Origin of the sequence: Granulicatella sp. 572.rep1_STHE (assembly GCF_001073445.1) — a bacterium.
Taxonomy (GTDB): Bacteria; Bacillota; Bacilli; order Lactobacillales; family Aerococcaceae; genus Granulicatella; species Granulicatella adiacens.
In genome coordinates, this window is record NZ_JVBO01000020.1 from 21,882 (window position 1) to 38,045 (window position 16,164).

Sequence of the window (16,164 nt, forward strand, 5' to 3'; positions counted from 1 at the left end):
CGGATTTTTTTATTTCTTCTTACGATTGAGAATCGCGTTTAGGACTACGGCAAGGATGCTGGCCATCACGATTCCGTTCGAGAAGAACATTCGAAATGCAGTTGGGAGGCTATTGAAAAGATTGCTATTATTGAACCCGACTCCTACTGCAATAGACACCGCTGCAATGAGGAAGTTATGCTCATTATTAACGAAATCCACACGAGCGAGCATTTGCATGCCTTGAAGCGATACGAATCCAAACATAACAATCATTGCCCCACCAATGACCGGACTTGGAATGATTTGTGCAAGAGCGCCAAATTTTGGAAGGAGTCCAAGGAGTACAAGAAAGCCTGCTGCGTAATAAATCGGAAGACGTGTTTTAATCCCAGACATTTTCACTAAACCGACATTTTGAGAGAAGCCTGTATAAGGGAATGTATTAAACACCCCTCCAAGGAGTACTGCTAACCCCTCTGCTCGGTACCCGTTGCGAAGTCGTGTTTCATCGATTGGATCCTTCGTAATATCAGACAAAGCTAGATAGACCCCTGTTGATTCCACCATTGATACCGTCGCAATAATACACATCATCACAATGGAAGAAAATTCAAAAGTTGGAGCTCCAAAATAAAATACGGTAGGAATATGAAGGAGAGGCGCTTGGATCACAGGTGTAAAGTTCACTTGGCCCATTCCAGAAGCAATCAAAGTCCCAATCACTAATCCTAGTAGAATGGAAATGGATTTGAGGAATCCTTTCGTAAAAATATTAACGACTAAAATAATAAAAACTGTAATGAGAGCTAGTGTTAAACTTTCTAGAGTTGGATTCGCTACGTTATTTCCCATATTTCCAATGGCAACCGGAATGAGCGTGAGTCCAATGGTTGTAATCACAGAGCCGGTAACAATGGCAGGAAAATAGTTCGCCAGTTTTGAGAAGATTCCCGAAATTAGAACAACGAAAATCCCCGAGACAATCAGCGCGCCAAACATGGCTCCACTTCCGTGACTCTGTCCTATAATCGTTAATGGAGCAACTGATTGAAACGCCACGCCTAACACGACAGGGAGCCCAATCCCAAAATACTTATTGAGTTGCAACTGAAGAAAAGTGGCTACCCCACACATAAAAATATCTGTTGAGACTAAATATGTCAGTTGCTCGCTATTATAGCCAAGCGCCTGTCCAATCATCATCGGTACTAAAATCGATCCTGAATACATCGCTAGTAAATGTTGAAGTCCCAGCACCATTGCCTTGGAATGCTTTTCCTGCTGCATTATAGGTCAGCCTCCTTAAACACAACTTTTCCGTTTTCAAACCGTTCTAGACGCGCCAGAGAAAAGACTGGAATTCCCGCTTCTTCTAATAACCGTCTTCCATCTTGGAAAGATTTCTCGATGACAATTCCAACCGCTTCGACTTTGGCTCCTGCCTGTTCAACAATCTCGACTAATCCTTTTGCGGCTTGGCCATTCGCTAGAAAATCATCCACGATTAACACTCTGTCCTTCTCTGAAAGGTATTTACTAGCTATCGACACTGTATTGGTCACTTGCTTTGTAAATGAAAACACCTCTGCTGTTAGAATTCCTTCATTCATCGTGATATTTTTGGATTTCTTCGCAAAAATCATTGGAACTTCTAAGGCATCTGCCGTATACAGTGCTGGAGCAATCCCTGATGCTTCAATAGTAACCACTTTTGTAATCCCAGCATTTTTAAACTTTGCCGCAAAAACCTCTCCAATTTCTTTCATCAAGTGTAAATCTACCTGATGCGTTAAAAACGAGTCTACTTTAAGGATATTTTCACCTAACACATAACCATCTTTTAAAATACGAGCTTCTAATGTTTCCATAACTCCTCCTTAAACCTGGGGATTAAAAAACGGACGTTAATAACTTGCTGGATTGAGATAGTTCTTATTTTACAGTTACGGTTCTTATTTTTCAACTGTTTTTAGAATCATTTTTCTATTTTTACGAATATTTACCTTGTTTTTCTCTTTAATGTTCTTTTTGGGTCCTTCTCCAACAAAAAAACGAGCAGAAAACCTGCTCGTTTTACTTCTCTTTAATCGTTTGTAGGTTCGTCTTGTTTAAATGCCCAAAACCGTTGACCCACATAGTTTAGTAATACAAAAAGGCCCATTCCAGCTACTAACGCCAAGTTTCCTTGAAGTTTTTCACCAAGACCTGCAAACAAGTACAACACAAGTGGTTTCGCGATACCATAGGCAATAATATAACAAACCGTGATATTGATGATAAAGCGGATAATCGATTTTTTTGTTGTTTCTTCCACTTTAAACGTAAACTTCTTATTCAAGAAATAACTTAAAACACTACCGCAAAGATAATTCATTCCTGAAGAAAACCAGTATCCCAAGTTTAAAATATTGTAACAAAAGAACATGATGGTCATCCCAAATAATGTGTTAACAACACCAACTGCTATAAAGGTTAGAAAGGTCTTGTCGAACACCTTTTTCAATTTTTCTTGCACGTTCTCGCCTCCCAAGTCTCAAGTTCATCCTATTATACAATAAACTGCAAAATAAAACACAACTCATGAAATCATAAGTTGTGCTTTGATAGTTGTTATTAAAGAAAGATTATTCTTCCTCTTCTTCGTCGAAGTCGCTATCAAGGTCTTCGTCATCAATGATAATTAGATCTTCTTCCACACTTACATCGTCTTCTAGATCTTCATCTGCACCTAGTTCATTTAAGTCAGAACGATAGGCATCGATTTCATCTTCTTCATCATCGTCGTCTAAATCAACATCCATATCATCATCTAAATCATCACTATCAAGATCTTCGTCATCAAGAAGTTCTTCATCTTCTGGATCATCATCATTGTAATCGATAAGATCATCTTCAGTTCCGAACGCATTGACTTTCTTACGTTTCTTACGAGGTTTCTTCACTTCTTCATCTTCCATTGATGTTGCGATTTCTTCATCGATTGAGTCGATTGGATACCAATCACGTAAGCCCCAACGATTATCTCCAAGTGAGATAAAGCTTCCATCAATATTTAAATCTGTGTAAAAACGAGCCATACGAGCTTCTAACGCTTCGTCGCTTAATTCCATATATTCTTGAATTTCTACTAATAATTGGTTGAAATCTAAAACTTCATTCTTCGCTTCTAAAATAGCATGCGCTACTTCGACCATTGATAATTCGTTTTTGTTAATGCCATCGAGTTTCTTTAATTCCAATGGTTACACTTCCTTTCCAGTTCATCTTACACAGTATAGCATAATTTTCAAAGTTTATGCTAGTTTAGAGAGATTTTTTATACATTTTCCTTGATTTGAAGCTGAAAGGTCACTAAAGAGCTCGTAATCAGTTGTTTTTGTTGGAATAATTGGTATTCCAGTACTAGTAACACCATCTCTTCCGTCTCTTCGAGGTGTACTTGTTTGGTTCGAATCTCAAAATGCATTTGTCTCCCTGCGCCTAATTCGTAAATTCCCTTAGTCGCCTTTGTATGATGAAAGTCCATTTGACTACGCACATCTCCTTGACGGTGTAAAGTTACCTGAGGAGTAGCTTCTGTCGTATTCACTTCTATTTTCACGCGCGTATTAGTTTCTTCTTCCACATAACTAAGTACAAAACCAGAGTCCTTACGAAGACGAGTCGCATCCGCAAGCATACGTTGCTTCATCGTTTCCCCGCCTTGACTCAATACCGTTTCAATCGTTAATTTCATCTTCCATCCCCCTCTCAAGCCTATTTCTTCTCTTCTATCCTTTCTGGATTTTTAGTGGGCAAGCAAACTCTGCGCTTTAGCCCCTATTTCAAAAAGGATTCTAAATTCATAAAACTTTTGATGGCGGAGAAGTTTTCGGAACTTTTGGGGTGGGAGAACCTTACAAATTCTTATGTAGTTGTCTTTTACACAGACTACAACGCACCCAACCTCATTCTTCTCCATCCACCCTTCTTTGAATTTTTAAAGGGCCAGCAAACTCTGTGTTGTATCCATATTTCAAAAGGTTTGTAAATTCAAAAAAGCTTTTGATGGCGGAGAAGTTTTCGGATTCTATAGTAGCAGTAATAGGAAAAGCATTAAAACGAATAAGGGGGAGTTAGGAATTTATTTCCTTACTCCCCCTTTGAGGCTTTAAAGGCGAGAGACTTCGGCTCGAGCCGTTGCCCTATTACAGCTACTATGAAGATATCCGAAAAAATTCATAGCCATCAAGTTTATATTTTTAGTATTTCGCTAACTCTTGTTGTAATAGTTGGTTTACAACGCCAGGGTTTGCTTTCCCTTTCGTTTGCTTCATAATCTGCCCAACTAAAAATCCAACAGCGCGGTCTTTCCCATTCTTGAAGTCCTCAATCGACTGTGCATTGTTATCCAACACATTTTGAATAATCGGTAATAACTGAGCTGGATCACTCAATTGAACCATACCGTGTTTTTCAACAACACCTTTCGCCGTTCCGCCTTCTTCGGCTAATAGCAAGAAGACTTTCTTCGCTAATTTCGAACTGATAGTACCGTCCGCGATTAATTGAATCATTTCTGCTAAGCTTTCTGGTGTTAACTTCAAGTCTTTCAATTCTAATTTCTTGCTGTTCATGTGCGCTGAGATGTCACCCATTAACCAGTTTGAAGCTTGTTTAGGGTCAGCACCCGCCGCAACCGTTGCATCAAAGAAATCAGACATTTCTTTTGTTAATGTTAATACCATTGCATCGTATTCTGGTAAACCAAATTCGCTCACGTAACGTTCACGACGTTTGCTTGGCATTTCAGGAATGGACGCACGAACTTCTTCAATCCATTCATTTGAGATTTGGAAGTTTGGTAGGTCTGGTTCTGGGAAGTAACGGTAGTCACTTGAACCTTCTTTGACACGCATTAAGATGGTTTGACCAGTCGCATCATCAAAACGACGTGTTTCTTGTAGGATTTCTCCTCCATTACGTAGGACATTCGCTTGACGAACTTCTTCGAACGCTAAGCCTTTACGCACGTTGTTAAATGAGTTTAAGTTTTTCAACTCTGTTTTTGTACCGAATTTTTCTTGACCATAAGGACGAATTGAAATGTTCGCGTCACAACGCATTGAACCTTCTTCCATCTTCACGTCAGAAACACCTGTAAACATGATAATTTGACGAATTGCTTCAAGGTACGCATACGCTTCTTCAGGAGAACGCATGTCGGCTTCTGATACGATTTCAATCAGTGGAGTTCCTTGACGGTTTAAGTCCACATAAGAGAATCCGTCTGTTCCGTGCGTATTTTTACCCGCATCTTCTTCAAGGTGAACACGTTCAATACGAATACGTTTTGTTTGTCCTTCTACTTCGATATCAATCCAGCCATCATGACCGATTGGGTAATCGAATTGAGAGATTTGGTACGCTTTTGGATTATCAGGGTAGAAATAGTTTTTACGGTCGAATTTTGTATCTTGAGAAATGGTACAGTTCAACGCAAGAGCTGCACGCATTCCGAATTCTAACGCGCGTTTATTTACGACAGGAAGCACCCCTGGATATCCCCAGTCGATTACGTTTGTATTTGTATTTGGTTCCGCACCGAAATGCGCTGGTGATGGAGAGAACATTTTTGAATCAGTTTTTAATTCAACGTGGCACTCTAAACCAATAATTGTTTCAAAGTTCATGTCATTGTTCCTCCTTATAATTGTGGGCGGCGTAAGTAGTAATCATTTGCTTGTTCAAATGCATACGCTGCTTGGTAAATAGTTTTTTCTTGGAAGTAATTTCCGATTAATTGAATTCCGACTGGTAAGCCTTCGTTAGTGAATCCAGCAGGAACTGAGATTGCTGGTAGTCCAGCTAAGTTTACAGGAACGGTTAATAAGTCCGCCATGTACATTGCGATTGGGTCATCACTGTGTGCGCCCAATCCGAATGCAGCAGAAGTTGTTACAGGTCCTAAGATTAAATCATAGTTTTCAAACACTTTTGCAAAATCTTGTTTGATTAAAGTACGTACTTGTCCCGCTTTTTTGAAGTAAGCATCGTAGTAACCTGAACTTAAACTGAATGTTCCAAGCATGATACGACGTTTTACTTCCATTCCGAAACCTTCAGAACGGCTCTTCACGTATAAATCTTCTAATGTTTCTGCGTCTGTAGAACGGTGACCGTAACGGATTCCGTCGAAACGTTGTAAGTTCGAAGAAGCTTCTGATGAAGCGATGATATAGTACGCTGGAATCCCGTATTTAGAGTGAGGGAGGCTCACTTCTTCAACGATAGCTCCCATTTCACGGTATTGGTCAGCCGCTTTTAATACAGCAGCTTGAACTTCTGGGTCCACGCCTTCAGCAAAATATTCTTTTGGTAACGCGATACGCATGCCTTTAATGTCGCCTGTTAATCCTTTATGGTAGGCAGGCACTTCTTGAGGCACACTTGTTGAATCGCGGTGGTCATATCCAGAAATCGCGCTTAATACTAAGGCATTATCTTGAACCGTACGTGTAAATGGTCCGATTTGGTCTAAACTTGACGCAAAGGCAATCAAACCATAACGAGAAATACGACCATATGTTGGTTTCATCCCAACAATCCCTGTGAAACTTGCAGGTTGGCGGATTGAACCACCTGTATCAGAACCAAGAGATGCTAATACTTCGCCAGAAGCAACTGCAGCGGCAGAACCACCTGAAGAGCCACCAGGCACTTTTGTTAAGTCCCAAGGATTTTTTGTTTTCTTGAAGTAAGAAGTTTCTGTTGAACCACCCATGGCAAATTCGTCCATGTTTAATTTACCAACGTTCACCGCACCTTCAGCTTTTAATAATTCCATTACATGCGCATCGTAAATTGGGTTGAAGTCTTCTAACATACGGCTTGAAGCAGTTGTTAAAAGGTCGCGAGTCACGATATTGTCTTTAATCCCGATTGGAAGACCTTGAAGAGACGCTTCTTCTCCGTAGCCTTTTTCGTCAGCAGCGGCTGCTTGTTTTAACGCTTCTTCTTCGTTTAATGTCACGAACGCTTCTACTTTAGGTTCTAAAGCATGGATACGCTCGAATGTTTCTTTGGTTAATTCCACAGAAGTAAATTCTTTATTACGAAGACCTTCGTGAAGCTCAACTAATGTTTTGTTTTCAATAATACTCATGCTTCACCCTCCTCGTTTTCACCCATAATTGCAGGCACTTGAATAAATCCATCTTCGCTCGTTTTCACATTACGCATTAATAAGTCGCGGTCTGTTCCTTTTTCAGCAACGTCTTCTCGCATCACATTTACTAATGGATAACCGTGAGTGGTGACAGGCACACCCGTTGTATCTACTTCGTTTAATTGTTCCACCATATCAATGATATCGCTCATTTGTTCTGTAAAATGAAGGATTTCATTGTCGGCAAAAGCTAGCTTTGCAAGTTTGGCAACGTGTCTAACTTCTTTTTCCTCAATGGCCATTTCTTTTCCTCGCTTTCAAAATCATTACTTTTTTATTGTAAACACTTTAAGCATTGTTATCAATATTAATCGAATATATGGTAAGTGAACACACCTTGCGTTAAATCTTGCATCAAGAACGCTTCTACCCCATTAATCGAACTAATACGCACTTCTACTGGAGTTGTTTTCGATAAGTATTTATTCGCTGCATCGGTTACATGCTGTGCTAAGGCAATAATTTCAGATTCGCCATAAAATTGCGTCATAATATCAACGACCATTTTTTTAGCCACATTATCTTGATATTTCACCCGAGCCGTCACTCCTGAAAGATTTGGGAAGAAGTTTTGCACTTCTGTTTTGAAATTCTCAAAAGCTGTTGACTCTTCTGTAGCTGCTTCGTTCACTAGCGGTAACACGGTCACTTTCTGATTTACATTCGTCCAGTTTGTAATTTCGGTTCCTTCAACAGAAGTCGCTTCTAAGACATAAACGCCTCCACCAATATCATCTTTTGAAGTTTGTCTGAAAACTCCAAAGACAATTGGCACAGCTTTAAGCGCATCATTTTGACGCAGTCTTGTTAAGATTTGGTTCACGATCGTTTTCGCTTGTTCAATCATGACTTCTTTTGAAATTTCAGTTTCTGCATCACGATCGCCATTTGTATAATAATCAACGCTGTTCATCGCAACCCCGATACTAATCCCACCTAATTCAAAATTGTTTTCTGTTTGAATCATGTAGTCTTGTTCCAAAATCTGCGCTAAATAGAGCGGGGCACGTCCTGTTGGGGAAGTATCTCCATTATCAGCAGGATTCAAGCCTTCTGGATTTTTATCGCTTTTACGAGCAATCCATTTAGCCGTTGTATCAGCATCGATAATCTGTCCTTCTCTAAAGAAATACTGATTCGTAGGAAATACATTTCTTGAAAGGTCAATTAAACCTGTCTCGAAGTTTTTTAAATTAAATCCCGTATTCAAGCTTAAAGTAGCTCCACGGTTTTGGCTCACTTGATATTTCCCATTAGTCATCAATGCACGATAAAAATTATTGGACAGTTGATTCGTTGTCGACTGAACCACTTTTGTATTGGCATCATTTTTCGTATTTGTATTTTGGCGATTGGCTTGAGTAATATCTGCACAGGCGGCTAAGGTGAATGCACTCATTAACCCTAATAATCCCAAGCGTAATTTATGTTTCATATGAGTTCCTTTCTATGCAAGAGAATCCAGAAATTGTTGTTCACTCCACACTTCAATCCCTAGCGCGTTGGCTTTATCCAACTTGCTTCCGGCTGAATGTCCAGCAATTACAACGTCTGTCTTCTTAGAAACAGATCCTGTCACTTTCGCTCCAAGCGATTCCAATTTTTCTTTTGCATCTTGTCTTGTTAATTGTTCTAATGTCCCTGTTAAAACGACAGTCTTTCCACTTAGAATATGTCCTGAAGCTTCACTGTCTGCTTTTGTCTTTCCAAGATAGCTCATATTCACTCCACGATCTTGCAATTCTTGGATAAGTTCTTGAACGGATGGTTGTTCAAAATAAGTTTTTACACTATAAGCAATAATATCACCTAAACCATCAATTTCCAACAATTGTTCAATGCTCGCCTCTTGTAAAGCCTTCATATTTCCAAAATGTTGTGCCAGTTCTTTAGCAGCCTTGGTTCCTACATGACGGATACCCAACCCTGTTAGAAGGCGTTCCAAGGAATTGGCTTTACTCTGTTCAATGGCTTCAAGAATATTTTCTGCACTCTTTTGTTGAATTTTGTCTAATGCTAATAGCTGATCTAGAGTTAATTTGTATAAATCGGCCACATCAAGAACTAGACCTTCTTCAAAGAGTTGCTTAATGATACTTGGCCCAATTCCACTCATATTCATCGCATTTCGTGAAACAAAATGGCTCATCCCTTCTGTCAGTTGGGCTGGACATTTTGGATTCAAGCAGCGAATCGCTACTTCATCTTCCAAATGCTCTAACTTTTCATGACAGACTGGGCAAGTTGTTGGGAACTCGTACGGCTGACTTGTTGCTGGACGTTTCTCCAAAATCACACGTGTGACTTCTGGGATAATGTCTCCTGCCTTATGAATCACAACGGTGTCTTCCAAGCGAATATCTCTTTCTTTCATCAAATCAATATTATGCAAACTGGCTCTGCGCACCGTTGTTCCTGCTAATTGAACCGGATCCATCACTGCAGTTGGGGTGACTACTCCAGTACGTCCAACCGTCCACTCCACATCGCGAACCACTGTCTGCGCTTCTTCCGCTGGGAATTTATACGCAATGGCCCAACGCGGTGCTTTGACCGTATAGCCGATTTCTTCTTGAGCGGCAAAATCATTGACCTTAATCACCATACCGTCGATTTCATACGGCAAGTCTGGACGTTTGGCACCAATCGTTTCGATGTAATTCCACACTTCATCAATCGTTTGGCATTTTAATCGCTCATGATTGGTCACAAAGCCCATCTCTGCCATCTTCTCCAACAACTCTTCTTGTGTAGAAACACCTAGTTCTTCCACACTAGGGCTGCTGTATAAAAAGACGGACAAGTTTCGCTTCGCCGCAATTTTTGAATCGAGCTGGCGGAGGCTTCCTGCCGCAGCATTTCTTGGGTTAGCAAAAACTTCTAGCCCTTCCTCTTCGCGAGACTCATTTAATGCCACGAATGATTTTTTTGGCATATAACATTCACCGCGCACTTCGACATTCCAAGGCTCTTTTAAAGACAAGGGTACTGATTTAATCGTGCGCACATTGCCTGTTACATCTTCACCTGTCGTTCCATCTCCGCGGGTTGCTCCAAGTTGAAGCTGCCCGTTTTGATACGTCAACGCAATAGAAAGTCCATCGATTTTTAGTTCACACACATACTCGATGGCTCGGTTCGTTAACTTACGAAGACGCGCATCAAACTCTTCCAAATCTTCTTTTGAGAAAGCATTTGAAAGGCTGAGCATCGGATTGGTGTGCGTGACCTTCTGGAATTGCTCGAGCACTTCTCCCCCCACCCGTTGCGTAGGAGAATCAGCCGTCACAAATTCTGGATGTTCTTTTTCTAGAGCTAGTAATTCATGATACGCCTTATCGTACTCTGCGTCTGTTGCGGTGGGCTTATCTTCCACATAATACTCATGACTCCAACGATTTAATTGTTCTTTAAGCTGTTCAATTCTTTGTTGAATCGTTGTACTCATCTTCATCCTCTATTCTTCGATTTTTTCAATTGGGGCAAAACTTGCAAGGAGTCGCTTAATCCCCATCCCCGCAAAAGCCACGTCAAGTTCTTGACGATCTCCTTCACCGGTAATACGGACTACAGTTCCTGTGCCCCATTTCTTATGAGATACTTTCATACCAACCGTCCATCCATCGCTTGAAGCAGACGTTGGCGTTGGTTTTTCTACGCGCTGAATGCTTGCAGAAGAGTGAGGTTTCTTTTGTAAATATCCCTCATTCTTTTGCGCATTAGTATTGCGGTAACGATCAAAGAGTCCCCCACCCGTTGCAGCAGAAGAACTTCTGTTATAACTTGGTTTTTCTGAGTAGAAACTACTTGAATAATAAGAGTCGCTAATCGTTTCTCCTTCTTTTTGAAGAAGTTGGTCATCAATTTCTTGCATAAAACGAGATTCGCGGTAATGTTGCGTTTTCCCGTAGAGCAGTCTTGAATACGCACGCGTCATAAAGAGCTTTTTCTCTGCACGTGTGATACCCACATAGGCTAATCGACGCTCCTCTTCTTCATCACCTTCTTGTAAGGTTCTTGCAGAAGGGAAAATTCCGTCTTCCATCCCCACAAGGAAAACGACTGGGAACTCTAACCCTTTTGCCGCATGCAAGGTCATCAATGTAATTTGAGAAGCACTCGTTTCTTCTTCATTTTCCATATCCGTTACTAAGGATAAATCCGTTAAGAATTGAACTAAAACTGATTCCTCTGCTTCAGAATCGAACCGTTTTTCTTCGAACTCTTTGGCTACGGATAGGAATTCGCGCATATTATCGATTCGCGCATCAGCTTCCATGGTATGCGCCTGTTCAAGAGAGGCAATGTAGCCTGATTTTATCATGACTTCTTCGATTAAATCGGTTAGCGAAACAAACTCTTGCATCTTGGTTAAATCGCTAATCAATTTTGCAAAATCGGCTAAGCCCTTCCCTGCTTTCCCACTAATTCCATTAAGAGTCGTCTCAGCGGAAGCTTCTAAAAGAGAAAAGCCGTGCATTTGAGCAAAGTCTTCTAATTTTTCAATACTCTTTCCACCAATACCGCGTTTTGGTGCATTCACAACACGTCTAAAGCTAAAGTCATCGGTCGGATTCACTAATAAACGTAAATAGGCAAGTAAATCCTTGATTTCCATACGCTCGTAGAATCGTTGGCCCCCTACCATTTTGAAAGGCATATTCGCCTTTAACAAATCTTCTTCAAGGGTCCGTGATTGAGCATTACTACGGTATAAAACTGCAAAATCACTATAATCGTACCCATCAAAATTCACCATCTTTTGAATGGTTCTCATCACATAACGAGACTCTTCATAACCGGAAGCCGCACAATAATAGGTAATCTTGTCCCCTGCTTCATTTTCGGTCCATAACTCTTTTGGTTTACGATTTTGATTATTTTCAATCACTTGATTGGCTGCTTTTAAAATCGTCTTCGTCGAACGGTAATTTTGCTCTAGTAAGACCACTTTCGCCTGTGGATAATCGTGTTCAAACGACAAGATATTCTCCATATCGGCTCCACGCCAACCGTAAATGCTTTGATCGGCATCCCCAACCACGCAAATATTTTTGAACTTATCCGCAAGTAGTTGCACCAGTAGATATTGTGCATGGTTTGTATCTTGGTACTCATCCACATGGATATAGTGGAATTTTTGTTGATAATACGCTAAGACATCTGAATGCTCTTTAAACAATTTCACCGTTAACATGATTAAATCATCAAAGTCAACGGTCATATTTTTGCGTTTTTCCGCTTCATATTCGACATAGCACTTCGCGGTTATTTGGTCCATGAAGTTTGCATGTGTCTTTGCGAAGGTTTCCGCATCTTCAAAATTATTTTTTGCATTACTAATACTTGCTAAGATTCCACGCGCATCAAACCTATCCGAATCAATATTTAGCTTTTGCATAATGCGTTTCATCGCGGATAGTTGATCCCCAGAATCGATAATCGTAAACGACTTTGCAAGACCGATGCGTTCACAATCTCTTCGTAAAATACGAACGCACATTGAGTGAAAAGTGGAGACCCACATATCGTTAGCTTGTTCGCCCACTAGAGCACTCACACGTTCTTTCATCTCGCTAGCTGCTTTATTCGTAAACGTAATCGCTAGAATATTCCACGGTTGCACTTCTTCCTCGGCTAAAATATAAGCCATTCGATGCGTCAACACGCGCGTCTTTCCACTTCCAGCCCCCGCCATTACGAGAAGCGGACCTTGTGTATGCATGACCGCTTCTTTTTGGCGAGGGTTCATTTCCTTAATTAATTCGTTTGAATTTTTCACTTACTCTTTCCTTTCCTTGAGGAACTATTTTCCATTAAAGAATAAATCTGAAACTTCAATCTCTCCAAGTAGATCCACACTGGATCCTCCACTTAATCGAATCACTCCTAAGATGTCTGTTGCTCTCTTAGGTGAGGTTTGGAAAAATTCAAAATCCCATTTTGGTTTCAATAGTGTTAATAAACTTGCTTTTTCGAGCATGGATTCATAAATCGGCACTAGAATCATTTCTTCAGTAGGTTTCTTGTATTCCACCGGAAGTCCTGTGGCTACTCGCGTAATGATGTCCGATAATCCTTTTCCTAGTTGTGCACTTCCAAATTGTTGTTGGATTAAAGGCAGTTGATTAATCGATTTTACATAAAAAATGCCATTATTTCCCATCAACACTTGAATCGATAGCACCACTGACCCTGAAAGATAATCTACGACTTTAAAAGCAATCCTCTTCAACTCTTGAACCCATTCTGGATTCATCCGACGTGAAGCAATACTATACTTTAATTTTCCAGAGATATATACATCTTCTGTAATTGGTAAAATCGTTACACGATCTTCATAGTCACGAACAACAGTCAACGAAAAATGGCGTTGAGCAGGGACAAAGGCAGTCAACATACTTGGCCCTTCTTCAATTTTCCCCAAAACTCGCTCGTCAATATCTTGATCATATAATTCGATAGGTTCTTCATATCGGCTATGGACTTGATTACTTTCTAGAAAAGCGGGAAGCCCAATACTTTCTAATAAAGTAGGCAATTCCCCAACATGGGTGACAATCCCATAAGGAGCTACGTTGATTGCATGTTCTTCTAAAAATAATTTTTCGACCGTACGATTTTGAGAAATTTCGGCTAGCTCCAATGATTGGTAATATCTTGTTTTACTACTTAGAGCCACTAATGTGTCTACAGAAACTAAATTCGTCATCAGAAGGAGAGTATCTACTTTCTCAGCAAAATCAAGTAAGGATGCACGGTCATCATAGGAAGACACAATTTCATATTCTGCCATCGAAATAGCAGCCTCGTTCGATTGATGGTAGCTATATACAACATACCCCATCTTTCTAGCAGCAATTGCAACTGATGCAACTTGCTCGTCTCCCCCAATGATTCCGACAATGGATCCTGGTAATAATTGACTCATGTATATCCTCTCCTTTTGCATACGTTAGAATGAATTTGATTTCTTAAGAACCTCTTCGCACAGATGCGGTTGTTTCTTCGCTTGGCAATTTATCATATTGATACAATTGATGTTCTTCAATCATTTGAATCAGCTTTTGTGCATAGGTTGGGTCGGTGGCATATCCTGCATCTTGCAAGGCTTGAGCTGCTTGTTTATAATTTCTAGCCCCTAGCACTTTATGATAGAGCGTTGGATCCCAATCTACCCCATATGCCAACAGTTGCGCATGAGCTTCCACTGAATCTGCCCAGCTATCATATACACGGAAACGACCATTAATCGTTATCCATGTTTCATTGACAAATTCTGCTGTTTCAAGCACTACATTCGGCTGTGCAGTCGTCGCTTTTACCCCATATAAATTATAATATTTGCTCGCTAATAAGCTTTCGCCCCAGTTCGATTCGAGGATTGCTTGCGCCAAACTGACACTTGGCAATACTCCATAATCGCGATATGCTTTTTGGGCGGCTGGAGCAATCGTCTCTATGAAGGTCTCTCTTGTAGACGTCTCTGCCTTGTGCTGCGGTTTATTTTCAGACAACCATGTGATGGTTCCGGCCAAAAGAACACTCGTTACAGCTACGAGGAGAAGCGCCGTCAATTTAGATAATGACTTAAACCACTCTACAAGATGAAACGCGAATTTACTTTTTCTTTTCTTTCTTTTCGCCACAATTTCACCACTTTCTTTATCTTTCAATTTTATCATAAAATACCCTATAAAAAAATGGATACCCCCTTGATTTAAAGAGAGTATCCGTGATTTTAATCATTCAATTTTTATTCTGCATCATTTTCTGGAACAAATACGTTTTTACCGTATTCTAAATATTTCTGTTGGGCTTTTTCGTCCCTGATCCACTCGAGTAAGCCTTGTTTCTTTGTTCCAATTTGTTTATGTGTAATCCCTACAATTCGAATTTCAATAATATCTTGATAACTCCAGCTTCCATAATTCGTCGCAATGCGTAAGATGGTCACATTCTCTTTGAATTTTCCCTTACTAACAGCAGCTGTCTTCCATTCCACTCGTACATTTTCTTGACGAATCCAATGATTAGCAATTTGGACTTTTAGCCTTAAATATTCAGCCACCGGATCAGAAGCCACCTCAGGAAGAACGTCCGCATTTCTGGCAATTTTGTGCACCAGCATCCACTCGTAGTCCGTAAATAGCATTGAAATCTTCTGCATATTTTCAGATTTCAAACCTCTTTCTCCATTCTTCCATCTTGTCCAACTTTGCCCACTAATACCTAATTCTTGTGTGTAAAATGCTTTTTCTGAGAGATATCTTTCTCGAATGGCATTTACAACAATTAATACAAATGCTTCATGCATCTTCATCACCTCTTAACACTATAATACACCTATTAGGTTCATTTTTCAAATTTTTGTCATTTTTCACTATCGTATATTATAATAACGTTATCTTTAAAGAGAGGTGAGAGTGTGTCCCAAACTTCAAAAAATCCATTTCATATCGGACTACGTACTTTAAAAACCGCTATATCAGTATTTCTTTGCGTTGTGCTATTTAGAGTATTACATCGTGGTTCTCCGATGCTGGCTGCACTATCCGCCATCTTTAGCCTAAGAACCGACCACGAACAAACCTTTAAATTTGCGCTTTCTCGTTTTGTAGGTAACACTACAGGTGGGGTGGTCGCTATTCTGCTGTTCCAATTAAGAGCCATTCTTCCGTACCAAGAATATACGGATTTATTACTAGCACCGATTGGAATTATCTTAATCATTTTGTTTTGTAATCAATTCAATAAAACCGGCGTTATTAATTCATGTTCAACCTTCTTAGTCATTTTCTTTAATGTGGAGGCCGGACAAAATACCGCCTATGCGATTCAAAGAATTTTGGATACCCTCATCGGCGCATTGATTGCTATTGGAGTGAACCATCTTCTTCCAAACCCGCACTTGAAAACTGAAGAAAAAGCATAAACGAAAAGCTACGTTAGGAAATCCTAACGTAGCTTTTTTA

15 protein-coding genes are annotated in these 16,164 nt (G+C 40.2%); 1 reads left to right on the top strand and 14 read right to left on the bottom strand.

From position 1 onward, the window contains the following. Window positions 1-9: 9 nt before the first annotated feature. The 14 genes from ADH99_RS05010 to ADH99_RS05075 all read right to left on the bottom strand — a co-directional run bounded on the left by ADH99_RS05010 (window position 10) and on the right by ADH99_RS05075 (window position 15,506). Window positions 10-1,272 (bottom strand): nucleobase:cation symporter-2 family protein, encoded by a 1,263-nt coding sequence (locus ADH99_RS05010; protein ID WP_148128833.1) that lies wholly within the window; start codon window positions 1,270-1,272, stop codon window positions 10-12. Beyond that, window positions 1,269-1,850 (bottom strand): xanthine phosphoribosyltransferase, encoded by a 582-nt coding sequence (locus tag ADH99_RS05015; protein WP_049555080.1) that lies wholly within the window; start codon window positions 1,848-1,850, stop codon window positions 1,269-1,271. The genes ADH99_RS05010 and ADH99_RS05015 overlap by 4 nt, the downstream gene beginning before the upstream one ends. A 215-nt stretch (window positions 1,851-2,065) precedes the next feature. Next, entirely contained in the window at window positions 2,066-2,497 is a 432-nt protein-coding gene (locus ADH99_RS05020; RefSeq protein WP_244266372.1) for a GtrA family protein, read from the bottom strand. Between the two features lie 109 nt (window positions 2,498-2,606). Next, entirely contained in the window at window positions 2,607-3,221 is a 615-nt protein-coding gene (rpoE, locus tag ADH99_RS05025; RefSeq protein ID WP_049555082.1) for a DNA-directed RNA polymerase subunit delta, read from the bottom strand. Between the two features lie 77 nt (window positions 3,222-3,298). Further along, window positions 3,299-3,718 carry a DUF1934 domain-containing protein gene (locus ADH99_RS05030; protein ID WP_005607720.1) on the bottom strand — a complete coding sequence of 140 codons (420 nt, stop codon included), beginning with the start codon at window positions 3,716-3,718 and terminating at the stop codon, window positions 3,299-3,301. Window positions 3,719-4,223: 505 nt separating this feature from the next. Further along, a complete protein-coding gene (gene gatB / locus ADH99_RS05035) occupies window positions 4,224-5,654 on the bottom strand; it encodes an Asp-tRNA(Asn)/Glu-tRNA(Gln) amidotransferase subunit GatB (protein WP_049555083.1) in 1,431 nt (476 codons plus the stop codon). Between the two features lie 14 nt (window positions 5,655-5,668). After that, window positions 5,669-7,126 (bottom strand): Asp-tRNA(Asn)/Glu-tRNA(Gln) amidotransferase subunit GatA, encoded by a 1,458-nt coding sequence (gatA, locus tag ADH99_RS05040; protein ID WP_049555084.1) that lies wholly within the window; start codon window positions 7,124-7,126, stop codon window positions 5,669-5,671. Next, the gene (gatC, locus tag ADH99_RS05045; RefSeq protein WP_049555085.1) at window positions 7,123-7,431 is read right to left on the bottom strand and encodes an Asp-tRNA(Asn)/Glu-tRNA(Gln) amidotransferase subunit GatC; all 309 of its coding nucleotides are present in this window, start codon (window positions 7,429-7,431) and stop codon (window positions 7,123-7,125) included. The genes gatA and gatC overlap by 4 nt, the downstream gene beginning before the upstream one ends. Window positions 7,432-7,496: 65 nt before the next feature. After that, window positions 7,497-8,624 (bottom strand): CamS family sex pheromone protein, encoded by a 1,128-nt coding sequence (locus ADH99_RS05050; protein ID WP_049555086.1) that lies wholly within the window; start codon window positions 8,622-8,624, stop codon window positions 7,497-7,499. 12 nt (window positions 8,625-8,636) lie between these two features. Further along, window positions 8,637-10,643: an NAD-dependent DNA ligase LigA gene (gene ligA, locus ADH99_RS05055; protein WP_152903689.1), complete on the bottom strand. Its 2,007-nt coding sequence runs from the start codon at window positions 10,641-10,643 to the stop codon at window positions 8,637-8,639. A gap of 3 nt (window positions 10,644-10,646) precedes the next feature. Then, window positions 10,647-12,971 carry a DNA helicase PcrA gene (gene pcrA / locus ADH99_RS05060; protein WP_244266373.1) on the bottom strand — a complete coding sequence of 775 codons (2,325 nt, stop codon included), beginning with the start codon at window positions 12,969-12,971 and terminating at the stop codon, window positions 10,647-10,649. 24 nt (window positions 12,972-12,995) lie between these two features. Beyond that, on the bottom strand, window positions 12,996-14,120 hold the full coding sequence (locus ADH99_RS05065) for an ATP-grasp domain-containing protein (protein ID WP_244266374.1): 1,125 nt from the start codon (window positions 14,118-14,120) through the stop codon (window positions 12,996-12,998). A 43-nt stretch (window positions 14,121-14,163) separates the two neighbouring features. Next, window positions 14,164-14,838, bottom strand: coding sequence for a glycoside hydrolase family 73 protein (locus tag ADH99_RS05070; protein WP_049555137.1), 675 nt, complete (start codon window positions 14,836-14,838; stop codon window positions 14,164-14,166). A gap of 107 nt (window positions 14,839-14,945) precedes the next feature. After that, entirely contained in the window at window positions 14,946-15,506 is a 561-nt protein-coding gene (locus ADH99_RS05075; protein ID WP_049555089.1) for a hypothetical protein, read from the bottom strand. Window positions 15,507-15,617: 111 nt separating this feature from the next. On the opposite strand from ADH99_RS05075, the gene ADH99_RS05080 reads away from it, so the two are divergent. Further along, the gene (locus ADH99_RS05080) at window positions 15,618-16,124 is read left to right on the top strand and encodes an FUSC family protein (protein ID WP_039849251.1); all 507 of its coding nucleotides are present in this window, start codon (window positions 15,618-15,620) and stop codon (window positions 16,122-16,124) included. Window positions 16,125-16,164: the final 40 nt, after the last annotated feature.